The 25,034-nt window shown below is 45.7% G+C and carries 24 protein-coding genes; 21 read left to right on the top strand and 3 right to left on the bottom strand.

Translation table 11 applies throughout. The annotated features are described in order from the left end of the window. Positions 1-32 precede the first annotated feature (32 nt). The 5 genes from ABDV94_RS09905 to ABDV94_RS09885 all read left to right on the top strand — a co-directional run bounded on the left by ABDV94_RS09905 (position 33) and on the right by ABDV94_RS09885 (position 4,299). A complete protein-coding gene (locus ABDV94_RS09905) occupies positions 33-464 on the top strand; it encodes a hypothetical protein (RefSeq protein ID WP_343606977.1) in 432 nt (143 codons plus the stop codon). Positions 465-482: 18 nt separating this feature from the next. Beyond that, complete coding sequence (locus ABDV94_RS09900; protein WP_343606975.1) at positions 483-1,094, top strand: DEAD/DEAH box helicase; 612 nt, start codon at positions 483-485, stop codon at positions 1,092-1,094. A 4-nt stretch (positions 1,095-1,098) separates the two neighbouring features. Then, entirely contained in the window at positions 1,099-1,473 is a 375-nt protein-coding gene (locus ABDV94_RS09895) for a hypothetical protein (RefSeq protein ID WP_343606973.1), read from the top strand. A gap of 123 nt (positions 1,474-1,596) precedes the next feature. After that, positions 1,597-2,124: a hypothetical protein gene (locus tag ABDV94_RS09890; RefSeq protein WP_343606971.1), complete on the top strand. Its 528-nt coding sequence runs from the start codon at positions 1,597-1,599 to the stop codon at positions 2,122-2,124. A gap of 102 nt (positions 2,125-2,226) precedes the next feature. Continuing rightward, a complete protein-coding gene (locus tag ABDV94_RS09885; protein WP_343606969.1) occupies positions 2,227-4,299 on the top strand; it encodes a 7TM diverse intracellular signaling domain-containing protein in 2,073 nt (690 codons plus the stop codon). Positions 4,300-4,457: 158 nt separating this feature from the next. On the opposite strand, the gene nadC is transcribed toward ABDV94_RS09885, so the two are convergent. Both nadC and ABDV94_RS09875 read right to left on the bottom strand, forming a co-directional pair. Continuing rightward, positions 4,458-5,291, bottom strand: coding sequence for a carboxylating nicotinate-nucleotide diphosphorylase (gene nadC, locus ABDV94_RS09880; protein ID WP_343606967.1), 834 nt, complete (start codon positions 5,289-5,291; stop codon positions 4,458-4,460). Between the two features lie 92 nt (positions 5,292-5,383). Further along, a complete protein-coding gene (locus tag ABDV94_RS09875) occupies positions 5,384-5,761 on the bottom strand; it encodes a DUF4783 domain-containing protein (RefSeq protein ID WP_343606966.1) in 378 nt (125 codons plus the stop codon). Positions 5,762-5,915: 154 nt separating this feature from the next. On the opposite strand from ABDV94_RS09875, the gene rlmH reads away from it, so the two are divergent. The 12 genes from rlmH to ABDV94_RS09815 all read left to right on the top strand — a co-directional run bounded on the left by rlmH (position 5,916) and on the right by ABDV94_RS09815 (position 19,400). After that, positions 5,916-6,389 (top strand): 23S rRNA (pseudouridine(1915)-N(3))-methyltransferase RlmH, encoded by a 474-nt coding sequence (rlmH, locus tag ABDV94_RS09870; protein ID WP_343606964.1) that lies wholly within the window; start codon positions 5,916-5,918, stop codon positions 6,387-6,389. Further along, positions 6,386-7,753: a hypothetical protein gene (locus ABDV94_RS09865; protein ID WP_343606962.1), complete on the top strand. Its 1,368-nt coding sequence runs from the start codon at positions 6,386-6,388 to the stop codon at positions 7,751-7,753. Before rlmH ends, ABDV94_RS09865 begins: the two co-directional genes overlap by 4 nt. Then, positions 7,731-8,573: an FkbM family methyltransferase gene (locus ABDV94_RS09860; RefSeq protein WP_343606960.1), complete on the top strand. Its 843-nt coding sequence runs from the start codon at positions 7,731-7,733 to the stop codon at positions 8,571-8,573. Before ABDV94_RS09865 ends, ABDV94_RS09860 begins: the two co-directional genes overlap by 23 nt. 98 nt (positions 8,574-8,671) lie before the next feature. Next, positions 8,672-9,622, top strand: coding sequence for an NAD-dependent epimerase/dehydratase family protein (locus ABDV94_RS09855; protein ID WP_343606958.1), 951 nt, complete (start codon positions 8,672-8,674; stop codon positions 9,620-9,622). 2 nt (positions 9,623-9,624) lie between these two features. Then, positions 9,625-10,743, top strand: coding sequence for a DegT/DnrJ/EryC1/StrS family aminotransferase (locus ABDV94_RS09850; RefSeq protein WP_343606957.1), 1,119 nt, complete (start codon positions 9,625-9,627; stop codon positions 10,741-10,743). Continuing rightward, positions 10,736-11,350 (top strand): NeuD/PglB/VioB family sugar acetyltransferase, encoded by a 615-nt coding sequence (locus ABDV94_RS09845; RefSeq protein ID WP_343606955.1) that lies wholly within the window; start codon positions 10,736-10,738, stop codon positions 11,348-11,350. Before ABDV94_RS09850 ends, ABDV94_RS09845 begins: the two co-directional genes overlap by 8 nt. Next, positions 11,347-12,402, top strand: a complete 1,056-nt coding sequence (locus tag ABDV94_RS09840; RefSeq protein WP_343606953.1) for a glycosyltransferase — start codon at positions 11,347-11,349, stop codon at positions 12,400-12,402. Before ABDV94_RS09845 ends, ABDV94_RS09840 begins: the two co-directional genes overlap by 4 nt. Continuing rightward, positions 12,399-13,868, top strand: coding sequence for an oligosaccharide flippase family protein (locus tag ABDV94_RS09835; RefSeq protein ID WP_343606951.1), 1,470 nt, complete (start codon positions 12,399-12,401; stop codon positions 13,866-13,868). Before ABDV94_RS09840 ends, ABDV94_RS09835 begins: the two co-directional genes overlap by 4 nt. A 29-nt stretch (positions 13,869-13,897) precedes the next feature. Then, positions 13,898-15,568, top strand: coding sequence for an asparagine synthase (glutamine-hydrolyzing) (asnB, locus tag ABDV94_RS09830; protein ID WP_343606950.1), 1,671 nt, complete (start codon positions 13,898-13,900; stop codon positions 15,566-15,568). Beyond that, on the top strand, positions 15,565-16,809 hold the full coding sequence (locus ABDV94_RS09825; RefSeq protein WP_343606949.1) for a hypothetical protein: 1,245 nt from the start codon (positions 15,565-15,567) through the stop codon (positions 16,807-16,809). Before asnB ends, ABDV94_RS09825 begins: the two co-directional genes overlap by 4 nt. Before the next feature lie 30 nt (positions 16,810-16,839). Beyond that, positions 16,840-17,688: an FkbM family methyltransferase gene (locus tag ABDV94_RS09820; protein WP_343606948.1), complete on the top strand. Its 849-nt coding sequence runs from the start codon at positions 16,840-16,842 to the stop codon at positions 17,686-17,688. Positions 17,689-17,705: 17 nt separating this feature from the next. After that, complete coding sequence (locus ABDV94_RS09815; protein WP_343606946.1) at positions 17,706-19,400, top strand: hypothetical protein; 1,695 nt, start codon at positions 17,706-17,708, stop codon at positions 19,398-19,400. A 233-nt stretch (positions 19,401-19,633) separates the two neighbouring features. Here the strand turns inward: ABDV94_RS09815 and ABDV94_RS09810 are convergent, their stop codons facing one another. Then, positions 19,634-20,689 (bottom strand): acyltransferase, encoded by a 1,056-nt coding sequence (locus ABDV94_RS09810; RefSeq protein WP_343606944.1) that lies wholly within the window; start codon positions 20,687-20,689, stop codon positions 19,634-19,636. A 130-nt stretch (positions 20,690-20,819) separates the two neighbouring features. On the opposite strand from ABDV94_RS09810, the gene ABDV94_RS09805 reads away from it, so the two are divergent. The 4 genes from ABDV94_RS09805 to ABDV94_RS09790 all read left to right on the top strand — a co-directional run bounded on the left by ABDV94_RS09805 (position 20,820) and on the right by ABDV94_RS09790 (position 25,032). After that, positions 20,820-21,695, top strand: a complete 876-nt coding sequence (locus ABDV94_RS09805) for a class I SAM-dependent methyltransferase (RefSeq protein WP_343606942.1) — start codon at positions 20,820-20,822, stop codon at positions 21,693-21,695. A 7-nt stretch (positions 21,696-21,702) separates the two neighbouring features. Continuing rightward, positions 21,703-22,812: a glycosyltransferase family 4 protein gene (locus ABDV94_RS09800; RefSeq protein WP_343606940.1), complete on the top strand. Its 1,110-nt coding sequence runs from the start codon at positions 21,703-21,705 to the stop codon at positions 22,810-22,812. Between the two features lie 2 nt (positions 22,813-22,814). Further along, positions 22,815-23,705: a glycosyltransferase family A protein gene (locus tag ABDV94_RS09795; protein ID WP_343606939.1), complete on the top strand. Its 891-nt coding sequence runs from the start codon at positions 22,815-22,817 to the stop codon at positions 23,703-23,705. A 205-nt stretch (positions 23,706-23,910) separates the two neighbouring features. After that, the gene (locus tag ABDV94_RS09790; protein ID WP_343606937.1) at positions 23,911-25,032 is read left to right on the top strand and encodes an N-acetyl sugar amidotransferase; all 1,122 of its coding nucleotides are present in this window, start codon (positions 23,911-23,913) and stop codon (positions 25,030-25,032) included. The last annotated feature ends 2 nt before the right edge of the window (positions 25,033-25,034 follow it).

Below are 25,034 nucleotides of genomic sequence, written 5' to 3'. Positions count from 1 at the left end.
CCGATTGAACGCTTTTTTGTATTTTCACTTCTATGAACCAACGTGTTACGCTCGCCGATCCGTATCCGTTTCTGAAACCGGCTTTTATCGGAATTAGGGAATACAGTTTTACCAATTCGCTTGGTGACGAATACAGCGTGCAGTTTGTTCAGAAAAACAAACAGCGGACAGATTACATTGTTGATCTCAGCCTCAAAAACCAGGATCAGGACGAGTATCAAACCATGAATACCGGAGACGTGTACAAAGTCATGGCGACAGTAGTATACATCGTTCTGGACTTCATTCAGCAAACCCCTTATTGCAAGAACATCGAGTTTACACCCGTTTCGGAAAATGACCATCAATCCAACCGGAGAGCAATTTTATTTCAGCGTTACGTCCATTTTTTCACCTCCATCACCGGGTGGGATTACCGGATAAAAGACGGAGTCTTCACCCTCACCCGCCCCAAAACAAAATAAATTGCCTTATTTTGCAGTATGAAGTTTGAAGAATTAAACACACGACTGGAAAATACACTGGTAGAACTCGGCATCGAAAGCTATACCGAAAAACAGGAAAAATTAATCAAACTTGCCAAGCAAGGAAGAAATCACCTGGTGTACACCTCTACCGACGAGGATCTGATCAACGGACTGAACTTCATTTCTTTCATGCGGGCTCCGGAAATGCTGGAAGGATCTCCGCGAGTTTTGTGGTTTACGGCTTCCCCGGATCTGGCACGCGAACGCGTAAAAGCATTCCACCACCTCATGAAACGGTCAGATGTTACGGTTGAAATCGCAGACGACAAAGGAAAAATCATCGAACAGCGCAACGCCATCTTTGACGGAACCGAAATCCTCATCGGCAACCCGAAACGCATGCTGGAACTGTATAATCAAAACGGATTTCACATCAACCAATTGAGCCTCGTGATTATCGACAGCACAGAACTGATGTGTAAAGATCCTTTGGTGCTCCAGGCAATCCGCAGAATCGCTGAAAGCCTTCCGAAATGCCAGAAACTCATCTTTTCTGCCGGAAAACACGCCCGGTTAGAACCTTTTTGCGAAGATATTTGTACCTTTTACGAAACTTCTGAGTTATAGATGCATGACTGCTAAACAACTAAAAAGTATTGCCAACGTCTCCTATCTTTTGGGAATTACCTGTGCCGTGTTGCTGTATACACAGAATACTTTTGGTTATATCTCGGCAGTCAAAACCGGTTTTTACTTTTTCGGAGGACTGGGATTGGTGCTCAGTCTGCTTCAATTCCGCTTTTTGCCTGAAGACAAATGGGAAGACTTCAATCTCCTGTTCTGGGTCGGATCGGCGATCATTTTTATCGGTTTTATGTTCCAGACGATGTACATCAAGTACGCTTCTCAAATCATCATTGCAGGGCTTGCCATCACCGGACTTTCGTATTTCTTCAATCCGTTCAGGAAAAACAAGGACGAAGACAATGATCTTCTGGACAACTAAATCCAGGTAAGCATTTTATTTGCCAGCAGATTCCGCTGATTTCACAAACGACTCCGCATAAACATATACGTGACTTGAAAATCACTAAAAGTGTTATATTTCACCAATATAAAACCACATCACATGGATGAAAAAAAACACGCACTTCTTTCCTCTGAATACCTTCACTTGCAATCCACACTGGAAGGCTTTGATGGAAAAGCATTGACCATCAAAACATGGAGTGTCACATTCAGCTTTACGGCATTCGGAATCGCATTTACCAATCAGGTTTATTCTATTTTTTTGATAGCGGCATTTGCATCACTGATATTTTGGTTTCTGGAAGCCTCCTGGAAAAGTTTTCAATCCGCCTATTTTGACCGGATTCAAGAAATTGAAGCATATTTCAGAGATCAAACCCTTCCTATTTCTCCACTCCAAATCACTAAAAGCTGGTATACTTCCTTCCGAAAAAATGGTCAGAAAAACGTACTCAAAACCCTGTTCTGGTATCATATCTATTTACCGCATGCTTTGATATTCATTACTGGAATCATCTTATTCCTGTTCCTCTCCCGCGAATCACCTAAAAAAACAATTCAATCAAATCAAACAAAAATACTGATATACAGCAACTTACATGATAAAAATCAGGAACTTTCAAAATGAACAACCCAATACTATTGTTATTCATCGTACTTTTACTTCTCTAAGAAATCCGGTTAGCGCTTTTATACGTAATTAACCGATTATTCATCGGACTGAAATTCTATGACTAAAAACTATCTGCTTGCGTTCTTCTTCCTGTTAACAGGACTTGTTTCATACGGGCAGATTTTCGTATCTCCGCAGGATGACTTCATTAAAATCGATGGTTCCCAGCTGAAATATTTCATTGCTCCGACCGGAAAATCCGATCTGCAGTCTGTCAAACAACAGTTAAACCAGTTCAAGCCGATTCATTCACGCATGGTGAACCTGGGCTTCGAGACGAAAGACGTGTGGTTCTATTTTGAAACGCGAAATACTTCCGGTTCCAGGCTCATCCGCATGCTGAAACTCAGCAACCCGATCATTGATGAAGTAGATGTTTACAAGCGAATCGGGAACAGCACGTTTATTCCGGTTGCAAAAAGCGGTGATCAGCGTCCGTTTGCCTGGCGCTATAACGGAAACCGGGAACTTATTTTCCCGCTGAAAATCGATCCGCACAGCACCAACGGGTTTCTTTTCCGCGTCAACAACGGCGGGGAGCAGTTTTATTTTCAAAGTTCCCTCGAAAAAGGTTCTTCCATCGAGATCAAACACGGGCATAAACAAGTATTCTACGGATTACTGTTCGGGATCATGATCTTCGTGATTATCCTGAACTTGTCACTCGGGATACTTTTCCGGCAGCGAATTGCCTACATCTACACCTTTTACGGCATTAGCTTCACCCTGCTTCAGTTGTCCCTGCTCGGATTCGGAACAACCTGGCTGTGGACGGATCAGTATTTCATTTCCAACCGGGCCAATCCGTTCCTGGCTTCGCTGGGTGTTTTTTTCTTCCTGAATTTCACGTACCGTTACCTCGAACTGGCAGTCAATACGCCACGAATCAAACCGTATGTAACGATTATCCAGGTTGCCCTGCTCCTGAACTGCGTTATCAGCCTCATTCCGGGAACAGTTTTTATGAATATCTCGGCCGTTGCGGTCAATGCGCTGACCTTGTTTCTAAACCTCTTCATTATTTATCCGCTGATCGTCACCTTGCGCACAGGCTCCCGAACTGCCCGATCCTACCTCCTGGCGTTTTCAGTGCTTCAAATCTCCGTATTTGCGTTTGTATTGCGCAATTTCGGGGTCATTCCGAACAGTTTCCTGGCAGATAACGGGCTTCAGATTGGTTTTGCGGTAGAAATGATCATTCTGACTTTCGGGATTCTCCTGCGTTTCAAACTCATGAACGATGCTTCCATTGCGGTTCTGGCAGAAGCAAACGAACTCAAACAATCACTCAACACCCAGCTGGAATCGGAAGTGGAACTCCGCACCCGCGAAGTCATTGAACAACGCAACGAACTGGAACAGAAAAACGAAGAAATCACCAGCAGTATTCTCTACGCAAAACGGATCCAGAATGCCCTGCTTCCAAGCGGTTCATACTACAAAGATCTCATTCCGAACCTGCACGTGTGTTATCACCCGAAAGACATTGTTGCCGGCGATTTTTACTGGATCAAACGCATCCGTATCGGAGATGAAATCTGGAAATTTGTAGCGGTTGCCGATTGTACGGGACACGGTGTGCCCGGAGCCATGATGAGTGTCTTGTGCACCAACGCATTGAACGAATCGGCGCGGATGCTCGAAGATGCTGATCCGGCAGATTTACTCGACCGGGTGAATACCTACCTGCAAAATTACCTGCTCACCAACGGCCAGGAACTCTCCGACGGGATGGACATTTCGGTGGTTTGCTACCACTCCGAAAAGCGGATTATGCGTTTCTGCGGGGCGAATAACCCCTTGTGGATTTTCAGCAAAGAGGAAATTGAGGTGATTCCGCCGACCAAACGCCCTGTTGGAAAATCAGAATCCAGCCTGGCTTTTGAATCGCACGAGATTCCATACCGGGAAAATCAGCGTATTTTGCTGTTTTCGGATGGCTGCGTGGATCAATTCGGAGGTGTAAACGGCAAAAAACTAAAAACTCCGGGACTCAAGAAACTGGTTTTGGAAGAATACGATCCGAATCCTGCGCAACACCTTCAGAATATCGAGCAGGGAATTTTCAAATGGATGGGACGCGAGGAACAGCTGGATGATATCTGTATGATGCTGATCGACCTGGATTGAGGTTGTATTCCACAACAAAAAAGTGGCGCGTCAAATAGCCACTCCACTCAAACAAGTATGAAATTAAGGGGGTTATCCTTGCGTTTACAAATATCCTCTTATGAAACTCAAAGAAGCAAAGAGCGCTAAGCCCTGAAATCTCTTTATATTGAACAACTTTAGAAAGTCGCTTTCAGGCTCATGTCCAGGCTTTTGAAGCTATGCGTCAACGCACCAACAGAGATGAAATCGACACCTGTCTCTGCAAACGAGCGGATTGTTTCTTTCGTAATACCCCCGGAAGCTTCTGTTTCATAGCGTTTGTCGATGAGTTGAATGGCTTCCTGCAGTAGTTCAGGCGTGAAATTGTCCAGCATGATGCGATCCACCATCCCGGTTTCGAGCACCTGTTGTAATTCCGCAATATTGCGTACCTCGATTTCAACTTTCAGGGATTTCCCGGTCGTTTTCAGGTATTCCTGCGTACGCTGAATGGCTTGTTTGATCCCACCTGCAAAATCCACGTGATTGTCTTTCAACATAATCATGTCGTACAACGCAAAACGATGGTTCATTCCCCCACCGATGCGCACGGCCCATTTCTCCATGTAACGCACTCCGGGAGTTGTTTTCCGGGTATCGAGCAGGTTTGTTTGAGTGCCTTTCAGTAAATCGACATATGTTTTGGTTTCGGTCGCAATTCCGGACATGCGCTGCATGAAATTCAGCAACGTACGTTCGGCCGCCAAAATAGAACGCGCGCTCCCTTTCAGGTAAAAAGCAATGTCTCCGGGTTTCACCCAGGTTCCGTCAGGAAGTAATTCTTCGAATACCAGCTGCGGATCAACCAATTCACATACTTTTTTGGCAACTTCCACCCCCGCCAAAACTCCGGTATCTTTTACCAGCAATTTTGCAATTCCGGATGCATTTTCAGGGATACAGGCCAATGAAGAGTGATCACCGTCACCCAAATCTTCCTGCAATGCGTTTTTTACGATTTCATCAAACATAGTTGTAAAGGTAATTCAAAATGCAAAATTCAAAAAGAGCCTGTGAATTAAATCAACAAGCTTTTGCATTTTGCATTCATGCTATTTTGAATTTACTCTATGGAGAGCGATTCGATCTTTAAATCAGCACCGATGTGTTTCCACTTGATGGTTACGCGGAAAGATTCATCCTTCGACGTATAGATCCCGGTAGTGAGCGGCGAATCATCGCTTTCTTTTCCCTTGAAGGTAAAACGGAAACTGGAAACCGGCTTGCGGTTGAAAAAGTCTTTCAGTAATTGAGTGGCCTGCGACTGCGCATACACCCCTTCTTTTCCCTGGATTTGTAGTAATAGTTTATCTTTTCCGTACGATACAACCTTTGCGGCATCCTCTCTGTTAAACGCCTGTTCCACAGCAGCAAAATTGGCATCCAATACAGTATGAATTGACAAAACGAAGGAAGCAATCAATGATAAAACAAAACCCATAATTCAATTATTATTTGAACCCGCTGCAACAAATATAATGCCTAAATCCGGAGAAGGTTCAAAATTCTACTGTTTTTATAGATTAAAACAGCGAAAGACCGCCCTAAACAAAAGAATCAAGCAGGCCAATCTACAATTTTCGTATATTCGTCGCATGCAGGTAACACTACTTTGTATCGGTAAAACCGGAAAAAAGTTTCTGGAAGAAGGTGAACAGGAATATTTGAAGCGGCTGCGTCACTATATTTCCTTTCAAATGCAGATCATTCCCGATATCAAGCAGGCGAAAAATTTGTCCGAAGCACAGATCAAACAAAAGGAAGGCGAATTGATTCTTGAAAAAGTAGGAAATTCCGACACCCTGATTCTGCTCGATGAACGCGGAAAAGAATTTTCTTCCGTGGGTTTTGCCAATTACCTCCAGGAACAGTTCAACCGGGGCGGGAAACAACTTTTTTTCGTGGTCGGCGGACCTTACGGTTTCAGTGATGCGGTATACCAGCGTGCCAGCGGAAAAATCTCACTTTCACAAATGACTTTTTCCCACCAGATGATCCGTTTGTTTTTCATTGAACAGTTATACCGGGGCATGACCATTTTGCGGAACGAACCTTATCATCATCAATGAGTACGGGGTATAAATATTTCGCATTTACCTTCAACGACTACGTGTTCACTAGCGCCTGGCTGATCGTATTCACGATTATCACCATCGGCATTTACCTGAGAAATCACCAGAACCCGGATTACAAATACTTCATGCCGCATTTCTTTTGGAAAATGTTCCTGGGAATTGCCTTCGCCACGTTCTATGTTTACACCTACGGAAGTGGTGATACAACCGCGTATTACCAGGGCGCAGAATGCCTGAAAGATTTGGCAATGGAAGATCCATCCAGCTACTTGCACGAACTGATTTCCGGCCCGTCGGGTGATTACATTCCGTCTTATTACAATTCCCGAACAGGGATTCCTCCTATCTGGATTTACAAGGAACCTAATTCCTGGTTTATCTGTAAACTTGCCAGTTTCTTCGCATTTTTCACCTTCAAAAGCTACCTGGCACTCAACCTCATTTTTTCGTTTATTTCAACCCTCATCACCTGGCGTTTCTTCCTGTTTGTACGCTCGTTTCTAACGATCCGGGTTGGGTACGTAGCGATTGCCGTGCTGTTCATTCCCACCGTTGGATTCTGGTGTTCAGGACTTCTCAAAGACACCGTGGTTTACTGCGCCAGCCTGATTTTGCTCATGAACCTCATCAAAGCATTGAAAGGACTGAAAGTCACCCACGTCGTGTGGATCATTTTGTCGGCATACATTATCGGGGCAACGCGGTCTTTCGTATTGATCTCCATTCTGATTCCGTTCATCGTGACCTTTATCTTCTACTTCAACCGCTCGGCTTCGTTTATTGTGAAGTTCATCACACGAACCATCGGGGTCGGAATCATTTTCCTGGTGATTTTTGCCTATTCCCGCTACTCCAGTACGTTTGAAGAACTTTCAACTCAAAACCTGGTTTCAACGGCGGAAGTGATTTACAACGATTTCCAGCAAAACCAGGGGTATACCGGGAAACGCTACGACCTCGGGATTTCCGAATTTACGACTTCGAGCATGATCAAAACCACTCCGGTAGCGATCCTCACCGCTATTTACCGCCCCTTTATCTGGGAGGCCAGCGGTTTTTTCATGTTGGTAAACGGATTGGAAAGTCTTGTACTCCTCTATTTTACCCTGAAATTGTTTCAAAAGCGGGATAAACTTGCCCCGCGCATGGAAGAAGAATCGCGGATTTTTTTCATCATCTGCCTGTTTTCCTGCCTGATCATGGCATTTTTTGTCGGCTTCACTTCGGGACTATTTGGAGTATTGGTTCGCTTAAAAGCACCGCTCATTCCTTTCTTTTTACTCTTCGTGTTTCATCGAATCACCGAAAATAACCCGAAAAAAAACGCTCCTCTGAATGAAAAAACTGCTCTTTCGTAACCGGTTTTCGGAAGCGATTCTCCTGGTTCTCATCCGACTTGCGCAGGCACAATCCTGGGTATACAAGTTCGTTCCTGAAAACACCGATTATCCGTCTGGAAGCATCCGGGAGGCAAAACGAAACGGGATTTCCTACAAACTCGACATTTCCGATTACCAGGAATGGCTGGTTTATTTCTATTGCAAAACCGATTCGAGCGAACATGTGCTGAACTACCTCGAACAATCAGAAATCATCCTCGACATCGGGGCAAACATCGGGCAGACAGCTTTCAATATGTCGCGCACTCAAAAAGCCAAAGGATTGAATCCGGCCGTTTATGCTTTTGAACCTTATCCCCTCACCTTTCACAAGCTGGAATCCAACATCCGTTTGAACCCGGATTTGGCGGTTCAGGCGTTCAACCTCGGATTGAGCAGTCAAAAGGGAATGCTGCACATGACGCAGCACAGTCCATCGAACAGCGGTGGATTCCGCATGACAAACGATCCACAAAACAGTATTTCCGTTCCGGTAGTTTCACTCGACGAGTTTGTTTCCGAGCAGGCCATTCCACGGATTGATTTCATAAAAATCGATGTGGAGGGCTTCGAACTGGAAGTTTTAGCAGGAGCCTGGGAAACAATTCAGCGTTTCAGACCGATTCTCATTTTTGAATACAGCGTTGAAAACATCCTGGCCCAAAACGGGGAAATCGAAACTGCTTTGAACAGAATATCAGGCTATAACTACAAAATAAGTACAAAAGAAGGGATCAGCGACCTGAAAACGATCCTCAGCCTGAACTACCAAACAGACCTGGTCTGCATTCCGAATTAATAATTCCACAATATAAAGTGCGGATTTTTATTTAATTTGGTATCTTGAATCAGCCAGATTCACAGGAATCGGGCCGGGACAACTTTCTACGCGAAAAAATGATAAGAAACAAACGAATTTTTATTACCGGAGGTGCCGGATTTATTGCCAATACGCTTATTTCAAACCTGATTGAAGAAAATACAATTGTTGTGTTCGACAATTTTCACAGGGATACGATCAGCAGCAGTGCTTTTGCAAATCATCCCAATCTGACGATTATCAAAGGGGATGTACTCGATAAAGAAGCATTGACAAACTCCATGAAAGGCGCTGAAATTGTGGTTCATGCCGCAGGAATTGCCGGAATTGACACGGTGATCAAAGATCCGGTAAAAACCATGACCGTGAATATGATCGGAACGGCAAACGCCCTTGAAGCTGCGCGCATCAACCAGGTAAGCGACCGGTTCATCGATTTTTCCACTTCGGAAATCTTCGGTTCCATGGCGTTCAAATCCAGTGAAACCGATGAAACGGTTGCCGGTTCTGCCGGAGAAGCACGCTGGACTTACGCAGTCAGCAAACTGGCAGGCGAGCATTTAACGCACGCTTATCATGCGCAATACCAGCTCCCAACAGTTACCGTGAGACCTTTTAACGTTTACGGACCGGGACAAACCGGTGAAGGAGCGATGCAGATTTTCATCAAAAGAGCATTGAAAGACGAAGATATTTTCATCAACGGAGACGGAAGCCAAATCCGCGCATGGTGTTATGTAGACGATTTTGTAGACTGCCTGATGCGTTGTCTTGAAAATCCGAAAGCCATCGGAGAAAGTTTCAACCTGGGGAATGCAAGAGCAGTTATCACAACGCTTGGACTTGCTCAGACCGTGTGCCGGGTATTGAATTCCAAATCGCAAATCAAATTCCGCGACCAGCTTTCGGCAGACATTGAACTGCGGATTCCTTCGGTGAAAAAAACCGAAGAAGTGCTTGGTTTCAAAGCGCAAATAGACCTGGAAGAAGGAATTATCCGCACGGCGGAATACTTCAAATCGCTTTAGTCATGGAAACGAAGACTTTCATTCCCTTAATGATTCCGGATATCCGCCAGGAGGATATCGACTCGGTGACTGAAGTCCTGCAGTCGGGAATGTTGATCCAGGGAAAGAAAGTAGAAGCTTTGGAGCAGCAAATCGCCGCTTATCTCGGAGTCAAACACGCCATTGCAGTTTCCAATGGAACGGCAACATTGCACCTGGCACTCCTGGTGTCGGGGATTGGCCCGGGCGACGAAGTCATCGTTCCTGCTCTTTCCTACATTGCCACCGCAAATGTGGTGGAACTGGTTGGCGCAACACCCGTTTTTGTGGATGTGGAAGCAGGCAGTTTCAATATCGATCCGCAGTTGATCGAACAACAAATCACGTCTAAAACCAAAGCGATTATTCCCGTTCACGAGTTCGGGCTGGCCTGCAACATGATTGAAATCAACCGGATTGCTCAAAAGTACGGGTTGGTTATCATCGAAGATGCCGCTTGTGCACTCGGGGCAAAACAAGCAGCGGTTTTTGCAGGAACGAGCGGACACATCGGTTCGTTTTCTTTTCATCCCCGAAAAGCCATTACTTCCGGCGAGGGCGGGCTGATTGTCACCAATGACTACGAAACCGCACGCCAATTGCGGATTTTACGCAATCACGGGATCGAATACCAGGATGGAAAAATGAATTTTGTTTCCGCCGGGTTCAATTACCGCATGACTGATATTCAGGCAGCACTGGTTCTAAGCCAGTTTCAGCGCTTCAACGACATCTTATCATATAAACAAACACTGGCTGAAGTCTATTTTTCAGCACTTCAACAGTCAGAATTGAGATTACCTCATGTTCCGGAAGGACATACACATACCTGGCAGTCGTTCCACGTACTGGTTCCGGAAAACACCAGCCGGGATGCCCTGATCGGCATTTTGAAAGAACACGGAATCGGTGTGAACCTGGGGGCGCAATGCATGCCCAACGAAACATTCTACCAGGAAAAATACGGTTTGAACAGCGAAAAGCTCTTTCCGAATGCCTTCAAAGCCAATCAAAAAGGATTGGTCCTGCCTTTGTATGAACGTCTGAATGAATCGGATGTTCAGCGAATTTGTGACACTTTGAAACAGGTTTTGCATGCATAAACTGGCCATTTTTCCATACAGCGGATCGGGTTTGGAGGTACTGGATTGTCTCAGCGAGACGGAAAACATCCTATTCCTGTCAGACAACCCGGAACACATTGGTCAGCACTTTCAGGGGATTCCGATTCTTGCCCGCAGTGCATTTCAAAATGATTCTGATCGATTGATTGCTGTGCATGGAAGCACGGCATCTTACCGGAACCGGTTACAAGTCATTTCCGAACTCGGGGAAAATACGACCTGGGAAACCGTCATTCATCCCAGTGCGGTTGTTTCGAAATACGCATCAATCGGGAAAAATGTCTTTATCTCTGCCGGCGTTTCAATCGGTCCCAACGTGGTCATTGAAGATCATGTGATGATCCTTGCCAACGCAACCATCCATCACGATACGCACATCGGGAGTGGAAGCATTATTTGCGGAAACGTGCTGGTTGCCGGGAACGTAATCCTGGAAAGACAGGTTTATGTAGGCGCCGGATCAACCATCAAAAACGGCCTGACGATCGGCTCCAATGCCTTGATCGGTATGGGAAGCGTCTTGCTGCAGCCTGTGGGAGAAAATGAAGTGTGGTATGGAAATCCGGCTAAAAAAAGTGATCGATGAACATTCTGCTGATAAACAACGTTGCATCTTTTCACTCCACATTGGCTACTTCTTTGAACAAATTGGAGCAGGTGAACGCAACGTACATCACCACCTCCCGACATCCGTATGTCACGGACAACGAATTCGGCGTGTACATTCCGCTCTATGTTCCCAAAAGCAAGCCTTTTTCCTTTCTCATTCACAAACTCACTTACAAGCGCCGGATCAAAAAATTGATTCGCGAGGCCGATGTGATTTATTACCTGTGGGACAGCTTGCTGGAAGAAGAAGACCTGGCATTTGCCCGTTCACTCGGCAAGCCGATTTTCATCGAATGGGTTGGGAGTGATATCCGTGACCCGGAAAAACTGCGAAAAATCAATCCGTGGTTCGATGACACATTCGACAAGGGCTACGAATATAAAAACCTGGAATCATCCGGCCGGAAAAACACCGTTCAGGTCAAATTTTCCAACTACGGAGCGAAGGTTCTTTCGGCTCCTGAAATGAAACTCTATGTGCGGGAAGACTTGTTTGCTTCGCCGACAACACTTTTTCAGCGCATCAACCTGGAGCATTTCACTCCCGCTTTCCCGGATGTTTCGAACAAACGTCCCAAAATCGTGCATTCTCCTTCGGCCCCGATTGCCAAAGGAACACCGTATATCGAACAGGTCATTGCAGAGTTAGCAGAAAGCTACGACTTTGATTTTGTGTATCTGACGGGAATGTCGCGAAACGAGGTGTTGAACGAAATCCGGACTGCCGATATTTTCCTCGACCAGATTGTGATCGGCGGCTACGGGATGGCTTCCTGTGAGGCAATGGCTTTCGGGAAACCTGCCATGTGTTACCTCCTGCCCGAATTGTTTGAACTCGGGTTACCGGCAGACTGCCCGATTGTCAATACCAATCCGGAGAACCTGAAGGAAAACCTCATCCGTTTGTTGTCTGATCCGCACTTGCGAAACGAAACAGGTATCAAGAGCCGGAAATACGCAGAGACTTATCACGATTCGGACCGCATTGCAGCCGCTTTGCTTCCTGTTTTTAAACAAGCTGTCGTATGAGGTCTTTGCTGAAACAATTAGTCGGAGAAAGTGCCATTTACGGCATCAGCGGGATTATTACCAAATTCATCGGGATTTTCCTGGTTCCGCTCTACACCAATGTCTTTGAACCGTCGGATTACGGGACGATCAACATCATCAACTCCTTTTTCTTTTTCGTCGGAATCCTGGTGGTTTTCGCGCTGGACAATTCAGCTGCGCGCTGGTATTACGACACGACCGAAGAAGAAGATCGGAAAAAAACCATTGCCAGCTGGTTCTGGTTTCAATTGTCTTTCACAACGGTTGTTTGTGCCGGAATTATCGGGCTTTCGGGTTTCCTCAGCCACCGTCTGCTCCACACCAGCGATTCCAACCTGTTCATTGTTTCGGCACTCAGCGTATTTACAGGGGTTTTACCGATCATTGTCCAGAACTGGCTTCGCATGCAGCGAAAAGCAATCCACACAGTGGTTTTCAGTTTACTCTACTCCCTGCTCACCATCGGTTTGACGATTTATTTCGTCCTGCTCGAACAATCAGGAGTGATCGGTGTGTTTTACGCAGTCGTGATTGCGAATTCACTTGCAAGCATTTACTGCATTTTCCTGTTGAAATCCTGGATCAGCATTCGGTATCTGTCCATCCAACGACTCAAGGAAATGCTCCGTTTTGCCCTTCCGATGATTCCGACTTCGGTTGCTTTCTGGATCATCAACAGTTCATCCACCTTTATCCTCGATTATTTCTACAACCTGAAAGAAGTGGGAATCTTCCAGCTCGGATTAACGATTTCTTCCGCGGTTACGCTCTTTACCAGCTCGTTTCAGATGGCCTGGGGGCCGTTTGCCTATTCAATTATTCAAAACGAGAATGCGAAAAACGTATACAGCACCGTACTAACGGCTTACACGATTATTGCCAATTTCATTGCGCTGTCGGTTGCATTGTTTGCCTATGAACTGCTCGTGGTGTTCACCACTCCGGATTATTACAGCGCCTACCTCGTTGCCGGATTGCTATCGTTCAATTCAACTATTTACAGCTACGTGTACATTTTGGAGATTGGGAACGGAATCGTGAAAAACAACAAGCCATTGGCTATTGCTGTTTTATTGTCTGCCGTCGTAACCACCGGTTTGCTGCTTGGACTCACTCCCCTTTTCGGAAAAACGGGAACAGCGTTCAGCATGATTTTCGGAAACCTGGTGATTCCGGTATACGTGTATTTTGCCGCCCAGAAAAGTTATTACATTCCCTACAAAATAGCACTTGCACTGAGTCTCTGCGGATTTTCCTTCGGTTTGTACATCTTGTACCTGCTGATCCAGACGGAGATTGCTTATGTCAATGTGCTGATCAAAGGTGTTTTTATCATCGCGTACATCGTTTCAGGTTTCGCGGCGCTTTATATTTGGGACCGGAAAGCCTTTGATGCGATCCGGCAGTTTTACGACAAATTAAAAACCAGAAAAAACAAAGCTTAAATTTGTAGTTTCATTTCAGCGGACAAGACATGTGTGGAATCTCAGGAATCGTATCTTTTGCCCCTTCGGACGAACTTGCATCCGGGATTAAACGCATGACCTACAGCATCCGGCACCGCGGGCCCGATGGCGAAGGACACTGGATCAGCGAGAACGGACTCACCGCTTTAGGACACCGGCGTTTGTCGATCATCGACCTTTCGGAAAATGCCAGACAGCCGATGCATTATCTCGACCGGTACACCATTACGTTTAACGGCGAGATTTACAACTACATTGAACTGAAGCAACAGCTTGCGGAAGCCGGTTATGCTTTTCAGTCGGATTCGGACACAGAAGTACTCCTGGCTTTGTTTGATCAGAAAAAAGAAGCTTGTTTGCAGGAACTGGACGGCATGTTTGCCTTTGCCATCTGGGACCATGTTGAAAACAGCTTGTTTTGCGCCAGAGACCGTTTCGGAGAGAAGCCTTTTCACTACAGTTTTCACAACAACCGGTTTTATTTCGCTTCTGAAATGAAGGCTTTGTGGGCTGCAGGCGTTCCAAAGGAAAACAATCCCCGCTTGTTTGAACATTTTGAAAAAACCGGATCTGCTCATCACCCGGAAAACATCAACGAACCGTTTTACAACGGCATTCTCCGCCTGGAACACAGCCATTGGATGCGCATTCAGGCAGACGGAACGCACGAAATTCAACGTTATTACGACATCAACTGGAAGAAACAGGATTGTACACTCAGTTTTGAGGATGCCTGTACCGAATTCAACCGCCTGTTCCAGCTCAGTCTTACCCGGCGATTCCGGTCGGATGTTCCGGTAGGAACCAGTTTGAGCGGCGGACTGGATAGTTCTTCCATTGTCTGCAACATGAAGCAGTATGCGGGTCAAAACAACATCACCCCGCTTACTTTTTCTGCCCGGTTCAAAGATTTCAAAAAGGACGAAGGTTATTTCATTGAGAAAGTCATAGAAAAAACAGGCTTTGAGAGTCACCTTACCTGGCCAACAGGCAATGAGATGGTCGAAGACATGGAGACGGTATGCTACCACCAGGAAGAGCCTTTCGGGAGTGCCAGCATTTATGCGCAATACCGCGTGCAACAACTGGCGAAAGAACACGGAGTAACCGTGTTGATCGACGGACAGGGAGCGGATGAAATTCTCGCCGGGTATATTTCGTATTACCCGGAATACCTGGAATCCCTCTTTCACACCAAACCGCTTTTTTCGGTTTCACGCCTGAGAGAACAGTATCGTTTCATCGATTACCATACACCGCATAGCAAACTCAAAAAAACGGCAATCAAAAGCCTGCAGTTTTACGAGTTACGGGGACGCATGCGGAAAACCAACCGTCCGGTACGACTGAACGAGCAATTGTACAACAGTACCATGCGCGGTCCGCTCCAGGATTTACTGCGTTTTGCAGACCGGAATTCCATGGCACATCACCGGGAAGTACGTCTGCCTTTTCTTTTTCATGAATTGGTCGAATTTTGTTTTTCCCTTCCGGATGAGTACAAACTGAAACTCGGCTGGACGAAATACATCATGCGGGCTTCATTTGAACACGTACTACCCGCTGAAATTTGCTGGCGGAAAGAAAAAGTAGGTTTCGAACCGCCCCAAAACAACTGGCTCCGCGACACAGGAATCACACTTTCCTGGCAGTCCTATTTATTAAATCATTTCAAATGAAGAAGATCCTGATTATTTCGTATTACTTCCCGCCCTGTGTTGGAATTGCTCCGAACAGACCGGGGGCATTTGCAAATGATTTCTCAAAGTTTCACGATGTTAAAGTCGTTACGAGACACTGGAAAGGAAACGAAGACCAATGGGAAGATTACCTGAAAAGCGATCCTTCTCCGGTTGAGCGCGTGCGGGTACACGAACAGCTGGAAGTCATCAAAACGCCTTATATTTCGAAAGTTCAGAAACCCAATACCTTCAAAACGTTGTTTTACCTGGCAAGCGGCAAGCTCGATCCCGAAATCGATGCGATGCAGTTGTTACCGGTTGCTTCGGAAGTTGCTCAAAACTGGAAACCGGATGTGATCCTGGTTTCAACTCCGCCGATCAACCTGGTGCATGTGGCTTTTTTGCTTCACAAGCGCTTTCACATTCCCTTTGTGGTTGATTTCAGGGATTTTGAAAACGGCATTCTGCTCAACAAGAACAAACAAACCGACAAATGGGAAAAGCTGGTTTTCCGTTTCCGGGAATTCCATGTGATGCGCTGGTTGAAGAAAAGCAGCGGTATTTCGACCATTAACTCGGAGCTTCAAAACTACTTTTCCCGCAAAACAGGGAAAGAAACCGCGCTTATTTTCAACGGATTCGAACATGCGATCTTCGAATCGTTTACCCCTCCGGATGCATTCAAATCCGACCGTCTCGTGATTTCCATGATCGGAACGATTTACCCGGGACAGGAACTCGAATTGTTTCTCGAAGCTTTCAGAAATGTGCTTCCGGGAAGACCGGAATTGCTCTTCAAACTGATCGGCACAGATACCATCCAGGAAATCGGAGACCAGGTACGGGATTCCATTCCGGCAGAAAACCTATTGATCACCAAACGGATTCCGCGTCAAACAGCATTAAAACACCTGGAAGAAAGCCACCTTGTCTGGCACCCGGAATGGCGCGGGTATGTGGGCATGTATTCCGGGAAAATCTTTGAATACCTCGGAGCGAAACGCACCATCCTCATCGCTCCTTCCGTAGGAGACGTGATCGACCGGCTTTTGGAGGAAACCCATTCGGGTAAATCGTTTGAAACCAGTGAGGAAATTGCCGCTTTTATCGTGGAAAAATACGATGAATGGAAACGGAACGGGGTGATTGAATACCACGGAAACGACGAAGCTATTGCCTTCTATTCACGGGAAAATCAATCCCGGCGTCTGTTAGACCTGATTGAAAAACACCTTTAACCGATCCATTCACTAAAACAGCAAACAAGCATGAGTCTAAAAGATACTTTCCGGGCTTTGTTCAAAGTTCGACCGATGGAGAAACTACTGACCACATATACCCGCAATAAGCCGTATGGAAGCGGATTAACCAAACTCACTCCCAACCATTACAGTTATCAAAGTCCTGCTTTGCGAAAGGTCACACGTAATGGTGTACAATTTGAGCTGGACATTGCCAACATTGTAGACTGGAACATTTATTTCGGATTTTACGAAGAGGCGCGTGAAAGGCTTTTCAGTCTTCACTCCAACCCGGATCTGATCCTGGATATCGGTGCAAACATCGGTGAAATCTCCCTGCGGTTTGCGCAGTCTTTTCCGAACGCTGCGATTTACGCTTTTGAACCGTTTCCGGAAACATTCAGAACGTTGAAGCGCAATACCTCCCGCAATGCATTTCCCAATATTGAACTGCATCCTTTGGGCCTGGGTTCGAAACCGGGAAAAGTGTTTTTTGAAGAACGTACAGCCGGAAATCCGGGCATGAACCGCGTGACTTCCAACCCGGAGAAATCATCGGTGGAAATTGAAGTGATGACACTGGATTTATTCCTCAGGGATCGCAACGAACGAACCGTTTCACTCATTAAAATCGATGTGGAAGGCTACGAACTGGAAGTGCTCAAGGGTGCTGTGGAAATCCTGGAAAAAGATCACCCGGTACTCTTCATTGAGCTGGATGATGAAAACCTGAAAGAGCAAGGCGCAAGTGCTGCCGAACTGATTCGTTTCCTGGCTTCATTCGGTTACCGGATCCGCCATGCCGAAAACAATCAAATCCTGACAGAAAATAATTCGTTCGACAATTGCCATTTCGACATTATTTGTGACATTTGAGGTTCTAAAATGAAACCTTGACAAATCAATTGTTGAAGCTTTTTAAATTCCGGAATATCCTGGCATTTACCGGATTGGTGCTGGCCTTATCCGGCCTGGTATTTTGCACGTTGCTATTTAGTACCACGTATCCTTCGTTTATTGATTTCCTTTCCCGGTGGATGCACAAAAAACCGGAACAGCTTCAAAGCGTTATTTCGGAGAGCCGGTTTACATTCTTGCGACTCGCACCGCTTTTCCTGTTACTTGCAGGAGTATTGTTGTTTCTTTTCCGCGGGAAAATTTCACAAGCAGCAGCAAACACACGGGCGGTACTCCGCCAGGAACGAAGCTATTTCCAATCCATCTCCCCCCAACACAAGCTGATTTACCGGGTGATTTTGGGTTGCTTTGCAATCGCGGCGATTTGTAATGCCCTTTTTCTTCCGGTAACGTATGACGAAGCGTGGACGTATTTGAATTTCACGTCCAAGAATCCGCTGGTTTCTGCAACTTACTATCCTGCTCCGAACAATCACATTCTCCATTCGATCCTAACCAATTTCACGGCTTACCTGCCTTTCGGAAGTTTGTTTAATCTCCGTATCTCGTCTATTCTGATTGGAATACTCAGCGCGGCAGTATTTTTCCGTTTTCTGCTCAAAAAGACCGATGCAACAACCAGTCTTTTGGTGCTGTGCCTGTATTGTTTTTCGTACCCGGTTTTGTATTATTCCAGTGTTTCCCGGGGATATATCCTCACCGTCCTGGCTTTTCTCATCTGTTTGTATGCACTGGACGAACTTCGGAAAACCTATCGAAAAACATGGAATCTTGTGTTCATTGCGGGTTCTCTGATTGGTTTTTATGCCATGCCGTCGTTTTTGTATCCTTTCCTGACACTGGTTTCATTCTATGGTTTCAACGCTATTCGAACGAAAAACTTCAAAGACTTATTCCGCATGATCCGCACGACGATTACAACGACTGTTCTCGTTTGCTGTTTGTATGTTCCCGTTTTTGCCGTGTCGGGAATCCGCGCCGTAACTTCCAATGATTTTGTAAAACCACTTGAAAGAAAAATCGTATTTACAGGACTCTTCGATCACTTCAACGATACAAGCCGTTTCCTGACGTATCTTCCGCTGGTGTATTTACTCGTACTCCTTGCGATTTTGGGCGCTTTTTACCTGGCTTTGAAACAATCCAAAAAACTACCTGCAGTATCACTTTACATGTATTTGCTTATTCTTCCGCCCGTTTTATTGTTGATCCATGCTGTGATTCCGTTCCCGCGAACCTGGACATACCTGATCGTTCCGATCCTCTTGTTTTTTTCGGTTACGGGCAGTGCGTTTCTTTCCAAATGCAGCAAACCGGCATTTTTTCTACTGCTCCTTCCTGCATGTGGATTTTTGTTTGTGAAATCTGAATTAAAAGAGGAAGTACAGGCGTTCCAGAACAAGGAGTTGTGTCATTACCTGGATCAAAATCACTACCAACGGGTCATTTGCCGCCACCCGCTGATGGACACGTATTTGCGTTTCTACAACCGGGAAAATCCAGGCTTCGAACTGGTTTATCTCCAGCCGAATGAAGCAATCAGCCAAGCACTTTCCTCTGCTCGGGATGCAAAAGTGATTATTTCCGGGACTTCCCTGCCCGAACTATCCGGGAAGTTCTTGCTGAAGCGTTTCCGGAAAAATAATTACTGGTTGTATCTTCGGAAGTAGTGTTTCGTGTTTTATTTCCCACGGATTACGCAGATTCACGCTGACCATAGACATAAGGCGCATAATAAGTTTACTAAGCGATGTAGTTTCAACCAATCACCCTTTGCTTCTTTACCTTTAAGCCGAATCTAACAGGCTATGTTCCTATGTGGTTTACTTTTCCCGCAGAAGTGCGCAGACCAATCTTAAAGCATGGCACTTCCTCAGGTTACACTTTTCAAATAGAATTCAAATCACTTCCGGAACAAGCGGTTTCTGACTTTCAAAAAGTACTCTTCCACAAAGTGCGTGAAGAACACCGCCAATACGAAACTCACAACCAGGTATACGAAAAACGATAAAACACTCATCCCGAGGAATTGAATGCACAACATGGAAACGATCGGGTTCCACAAATACCAGTTATAGCTGTAATAACCGATCACGCGGAACGGAATGAGCCAGCGGTAACTTTTCATCGTCAGTGTAGACCAAATCAGGCAGAACATAAACACCGGCATGATCGAATGCATGACTAAAGCTTTGAAATAAGGAATTCCACCCCATTCGTGCAGGAAGATCGTCAGGGCAACTCCGCCAAGTCCGATTACTAGTAAAATACTGCGAAGCGCTGTTTTTCCGGATAAATCCTTTCCGATAAACTGGAGATAAGCAACCAGGATTCCCCAGGAGAAGGTATCCAACCGGTTGAAGGTCATCGAAAACGTGTCTTTTGAATTCGTCAGGAACAACATCACACATTTACAAACAAATGCCATGACAATGGTCAAAATCAGTGTAAACACAAAGACTTTGCGATTGGCACGGAACGCTCTCAGGATCAAAATCAGGCACGGAAGCAGGATGTAAAAATGCTCTTCGATACACAAAGACCACACGTGATCAAACGAAAAGTGGATCGGAAAACCGGTGAAATTCCGGTACCAGAAAGCATAGCGCGGCAATTCCGAAGCGTGCAGTTGTTCCGATGCAAAATCACCGGAAAACAAGAGGTTTGAAAGAATAAACCCGAGGAACAGAAACACGTAATACGAAGGCCAGATTTTGAATCCGCGCTTTAGGACGAAACCGAAAAAGGAGATTTTTTTGTCGAGCAGAAAGTCTTTCATCAACGCCCCGCCGACCAGGTAACCCGAAATCACGAAAAACAGGTCAACTCCCAGATATCCGTACGGAAGTGTGCTGTTAAAGTGGAACAACACCACTCCAAGGACCGCACAACCTCTCAGAAAGTCAATGTTTACCTGACGATTCGGATGTCGGAGCGTTCTCGTTAATTGATCAAACATTCTTTCTGGTTTTAACCTGTTTTATTCCCAAATATTTAGTCATCTTTGTAACTCGAAGGAGCTCCGGGCCACGTGTTGCAGGGATCATTCCTGCAAAACTACAATTTAAGTCGAATTTCACCTCATGGCAATGAATTTACACAGCACTTGTTTCATTTGTAATTCAACAGACATTCGTCCCCTGGCCCGCTATTACGAAAAGCATTCCCTGGTGAAGTGTCATTCGTGCGGCCTGGTGTTTGCCCATAAAATCCCGACTGCAGAGGAATTGAATGAACATTACAAGTTCTATTCCTATGACAAAGAAGCCCAGCTGTCTGAAATGACGCGCATGGCTTATGCCCGCCTGCTGGATGAATTCGAACCGTTCAGGAAGACCAACCGGATTTTGGATGTAGGCTGTGGACGTGGCTGGTTTCTCGAAGAAGCACAGAAAAGAGGCTGGGAAGTTTTCGGAACCGAATTTTCAGAGGCGGCGATCGAACGCTGTACCGAAAAGGGTATTCAGATGCGGCGCGGCGCTTTGTCATCCGACCAGTTTGAACGCGATTTTTTCGACGTGATTACGTCTATTGAGGTTATCGAACACATCCATACGCCGCTCAACGATTTGACTCATATTCACGCTTTTTTGCGGAAAGGTGGCCTGTTTTACTGCACCACTCCGAATTTCAATTCGATCATGCGCTATTACCTGAAGGAAAAATACAACGTGATTGAGTACCCGGAGCATTTGACGTATTACACGAAAAAAACGCTCACCGGAGCCATCGAACGGTTTCCGTTCAAGCGCCACAAATTCCGCTCGACCGGGATCAGCATTACCCGGATCAAACAATCATTGGCACAGGAAGGAAGTGCTCCTATCACACATGCCAACGACGAAAACATGCGTGAAGCCATTTCTAAAAAATGGTACCTGGACGTGGCAAAACGCACCCTGAACTTCCTGTTTACCCTGACCAATACGGGTTTGACACTCAAGGCATACTATATCAAAAAGTAAGTTCGGGATGAAACTCTGTTACATCATATCTGAAATCAACAAGGCGGTCTATTTCGAACAGACGGCACTGCAACTGAAAGCTCAGCATATTGATGTATGCTACATCCTGATCAATGGTACCAATGGCGAACTGCACCGCTTTTTATCGGAGAACGGATTAACCGTTTACACGCTTGAAACACCGGGAATTTTGAAATCAACGAAAGCCATTTTTGCCTGTAGGAAGATTCTCAAAGAAGCAAAAATCACACACATTCACTGCCACCTGGCACTGGCAAACTGGATTGGTTTGTGGGCGGGAAAGCTGGCAGGTGTGAAAACCCGGATCTATACGCGTCATTCCGGAGAACCGTTAAACATTCACTGGAAAGAACGCCTGATTGACCGCATTCAAAACCGGTTGGCAACACAAATTGTCGCTATTTCCGGAATCATTGATGAACTGCTCGAAAAGCAAGGCGTTCCTGCTAAGAAACGTGTGATCATTTACCACGGCTTCGACCTGGACCGGTTTGCGCATCCGAATGCAGAAGAGGTTGTCCGCATTTCCGGCGATTACAACCCGGACAGGCAATTTCCGGTTATTGGTGTGATTGCCCGCTGGCAGGAACTCAAAGGAATTCAATATATCATCGAGGCGTTTCAGGAATTGTTAAAAACACATCCCGACGCATTGCTTTCTTTGTTTGGCGCATCAGACAATGCTGATTATTCGCATGAAATATCCCGGCTTCTGAAGCAGCTGCCCGAACGGAATGTCCGCGTGGTTTCCTTTGAAAACAATGTCTACGACCTCTTTCAGTTGTTCAACCTGTATGTACATGTCCCGGTTAATCCGACTTGTGAAGCTTTCGGGCAGACCTATGTGGAAGCACTGGCATCGGGCATTCCGTCGGTTTTTACCCTGAGCGGCATTGCACGGGAGTTCATCACCGATCGTGAAAATGCGCTGGTTGTTCCCTTTAAAAGTACCGAAGCAATTCATCAATCCATGCTTTTACTGCTGAATGACCGGACTCTTTCCGAACGATTAGTGCAAAATGGCCGGGTAAGTGTTCGTGAATTATTCAATTTTGATCGGTATATTGCACAACTGAAAGCGCTCTACATCTCTTAGTTATGTTTCTCTCCATTGTTATCCCGACATACAACCGCGCTCATTTGATCGAGCATACACTCCAAAGTGTGCTGAACCAAACGTGCTCCGATTTTGAGGTCATCATCATCGATGACGGCAGTAAAGACGCTACCCGGGAAGTGGTGGAACCGTATTTATCCGAACGGGTGCGTTATCACCGGATTGAAAACAGCGAACGCGGTGCGGCGAGAAACCGCGGAACCGAACTGGCCCGGGGAGAATACCTGAATTGGTTCGACAGTGACGATGAAATGCTTCCGCACCATGTACAACACCTCAAAGATCATTGCGAAGCCAACAAACATCCGGAAGTTCTGAATGTCCAGTACCAGATGAAAGATGCACTCAGTGGTAAGATCACTCCAGTTCAATCGACTTACAAGCCCAATCAGAAGCAGCGCACACATTTCCTGATCGAAGGAAATTACCTGGCTTGTAACCCGGTGATCGTGAGACGTGATATTGCCCTGGAAAATCCCTTCATCGAAAACCGGGCTTTGAGTGCCAGCGAAGATTACGAATTATGGCTCCGGTTGCTGGCTAAATACCCGTTTCACCAATCGGAAGAAATTACGTCTTACCTCATCCAGCATGACGAACGAAGCGTCAATACCATGACCGATCCTTCGAAACTGGAAAAGCGTTTCCTGACCTTTTTGAGCTACATGGATCAAAACGAGCAGTTCAAGACTTTTCTCGGAGCAAATTACGGTTATTTCGTGATGCGGAACTACCTCGTTCTGGCAGTTGATCTTGCTTTCAACGGACACAAAAAACTGGCTTTCAACTACCTCAAAAAAGCATTCGGAGAACACCGGAGTGCCGTGAAGCAACGTGTCTTTTGGGCAACCTTCAAACACCTTGTTCTTTAACAACGGACCGGTCAGAGACGTCATTTTCTGCTTTCGGAAGTGTATCAAGGCAGGTAATCATTTGCCATTGATCCTGTTTTTAAGAAATCTAAACTCCGATTTAAAACGTTCGTATAATTACACTAAATACTCGCTCAGTAGATGTACTTATTTTTTAGGACGGAAAAAATAGTGATTTCCTTCATGGTTCTGTTAATTTTGTAATATGCTCGGTTCTCAATATCAACAATGCACCAGATGCGTCATGGACACCAGTGATCCTGACATCCTCTTCAACCCGGATGGAACCTGCAATCATTGTACGGATTACTTACTGAGAATCAGCCCGCTTTACAACGACCCCCTAAAGAACGAAACCGCTGTACGCCACCTGATTGATAAAATTAAAAGCAAAGGAGCCGGAAAAGCATACGATTCCATTATCGGTATCAGTGGTGGCGTGGACAGTTGCTACACGGCATATTTCGCAAAAATCAACGGATTAAATCCCTTATTGGTGCACCTGGACAACGGCTGGAACACCGAAGTTGCGGTTGAGAATATCCGGAAAGTGGCTTCCAAACTGGATCTCGACCTGGAAACTGTGGTTCTAGACTGGTCTGAATTCCGGGAAATCCAACTGGCCTTTCTCCGTTCTTCGGTGGTCGATATTGAAATCCCGACAGATTTGGCGATTCCGGCAGCACTGCATCAAATGGCAGAAAAACATCGGATCAAAACCATTCTTTCGGGTGGAAATTATTCTTCCGAAGGAATTTTGCCGCTGCAATGGGGATATCACGTGATGAAGGACATGAAGTTGTACCGCCACATTGTGCGTACCTTCAGCAAGGTACAACGAAAAAAAACACCGGATTTCGGACTTTGGAAAGAGTTCCAGTACAAAATACTCAAAGGTATCAAAACGTACTATCCGCTCAACCTGATCAATTACAACAAGGATGAAGCGAGGTTGCTGCTGGAAAAAGAACTGGGCTGTCAATTCCCGGTGAGGAAACACCACGAATCCCGCTATACCAGCTTCTGGCAGTCGTACATTATGCCGGTCAAATACGGTTTTGACTACCGCCGGGCTACTTTTTCAACGCAAATCTGTTCCGGACAGATTACCCGGGAAGAAGCACTCGAACACTTAAAAACGCTTCCATACAACCCGGAAACCATTGAGAATGAGAAAGGGTTCATCTGCAAAAAACTACAAATCTCTCCGGCAGAATTTGATCAGATCCTGCAAAAAAAGCCTTTGACGTATAAAGACTTTCCAAATTCAAAAAAGGCCATTAAATTCGTGTACAGGACTTATCGCTTTTTATTTCCAAAAAAATAAGC

The organism is Fluviicola sp., from assembly GCF_039596355.1.
Classification (GTDB): Bacteria; Bacteroidota; Bacteroidia; order Flavobacteriales_D; family Crocinitomicaceae; genus Fluviicola.
The sequence above is the reverse complement of the archived record's forward strand: the minus strand, read 5'-3'. Positions and strand labels throughout refer to the sequence as shown.

Bases quoted from the DNA above. Each gene is read 5' to 3' on its own strand.
- ABDV94_RS09835 (WP_343606951.1), top strand. From the start codon at position 12,399: ATGAGGTCTTTGCTGAAACAATTAGTCGGAGAAAGTGCCATTTACGGC.
- ABDV94_RS09890 (WP_343606971.1), top strand. From the start codon at position 1,597: ATGGATGAAAAAAAACACGCACTTCTTTCCTCTGAATACCTTCACTTG.
- ABDV94_RS09855 (WP_343606958.1), top strand. From the start codon at position 8,672: ATGATAAGAAACAAACGAATTTTTATTACCGGAGGTGCCGGATTTATT.
- ABDV94_RS09845 (WP_343606955.1), top strand. From the start codon at position 10,736: ATGCATAAACTGGCCATTTTTCCATACAGCGGATCGGGTTTGGAGGTA.
- ABDV94_RS09860 (WP_343606960.1), top strand. From the start codon at position 7,731: ATGAAAAAACTGCTCTTTCGTAACCGGTTTTCGGAAGCGATTCTCCTG.
- ABDV94_RS09850 (WP_343606957.1), top strand. From the start codon at position 9,625: ATGGAAACGAAGACTTTCATTCCCTTAATGATTCCGGATATCCGCCAG.
- ABDV94_RS09810 (WP_343606944.1), bottom strand. From the start codon at position 20,689: ATGTTTGATCAATTAACGAGAACGCTCCGACATCCGAATCGTCAGGTA.
- asnB (WP_343606950.1), top strand. From the start codon at position 13,898: ATGTGTGGAATCTCAGGAATCGTATCTTTTGCCCCTTCGGACGAACTT.
- ABDV94_RS09825 (WP_343606949.1), top strand. From the start codon at position 15,565: ATGAAGAAGATCCTGATTATTTCGTATTACTTCCCGCCCTGTGTTGGA.
- ABDV94_RS09840 (WP_343606953.1), top strand. From the start codon at position 11,347: ATGAACATTCTGCTGATAAACAACGTTGCATCTTTTCACTCCACATTG.
- ABDV94_RS09795 (WP_343606939.1), top strand. From the start codon at position 22,815: ATGTTTCTCTCCATTGTTATCCCGACATACAACCGCGCTCATTTGATC.
- ABDV94_RS09905 (WP_343606977.1), top strand. From the start codon at position 33: ATGAACCAACGTGTTACGCTCGCCGATCCGTATCCGTTTCTGAAACCG.
- ABDV94_RS09805 (WP_343606942.1), top strand. From the start codon at position 20,820: ATGAATTTACACAGCACTTGTTTCATTTGTAATTCAACAGACATTCGT.
- ABDV94_RS09865 (WP_343606962.1), top strand. From the start codon at position 6,386: ATGAGTACGGGGTATAAATATTTCGCATTTACCTTCAACGACTACGTG.
- ABDV94_RS09790 (WP_343606937.1), top strand. From the start codon at position 23,911: ATGCTCGGTTCTCAATATCAACAATGCACCAGATGCGTCATGGACACC.
- rlmH (WP_343606964.1), top strand. From the start codon at position 5,916: ATGCAGGTAACACTACTTTGTATCGGTAAAACCGGAAAAAAGTTTCTG.
- ABDV94_RS09800 (WP_343606940.1), top strand. From the start codon at position 21,703: ATGAAACTCTGTTACATCATATCTGAAATCAACAAGGCGGTCTATTTC.
- ABDV94_RS09895 (WP_343606973.1), top strand. From the start codon at position 1,099: ATGACTGCTAAACAACTAAAAAGTATTGCCAACGTCTCCTATCTTTTG.
- ABDV94_RS09900 (WP_343606975.1), top strand. From the start codon at position 483: ATGAAGTTTGAAGAATTAAACACACGACTGGAAAATACACTGGTAGAA.
- ABDV94_RS09885 (WP_343606969.1), top strand. From the start codon at position 2,227: ATGACTAAAAACTATCTGCTTGCGTTCTTCTTCCTGTTAACAGGACTT.
- ABDV94_RS09875 (WP_343606966.1), bottom strand. From the start codon at position 5,761: ATGGGTTTTGTTTTATCATTGATTGCTTCCTTCGTTTTGTCAATTCAT.
- nadC (WP_343606967.1), bottom strand. From the start codon at position 5,291: ATGTTTGATGAAATCGTAAAAAACGCATTGCAGGAAGATTTGGGTGAC.
- ABDV94_RS09820 (WP_343606948.1), top strand. From the start codon at position 16,840: ATGAGTCTAAAAGATACTTTCCGGGCTTTGTTCAAAGTTCGACCGATG.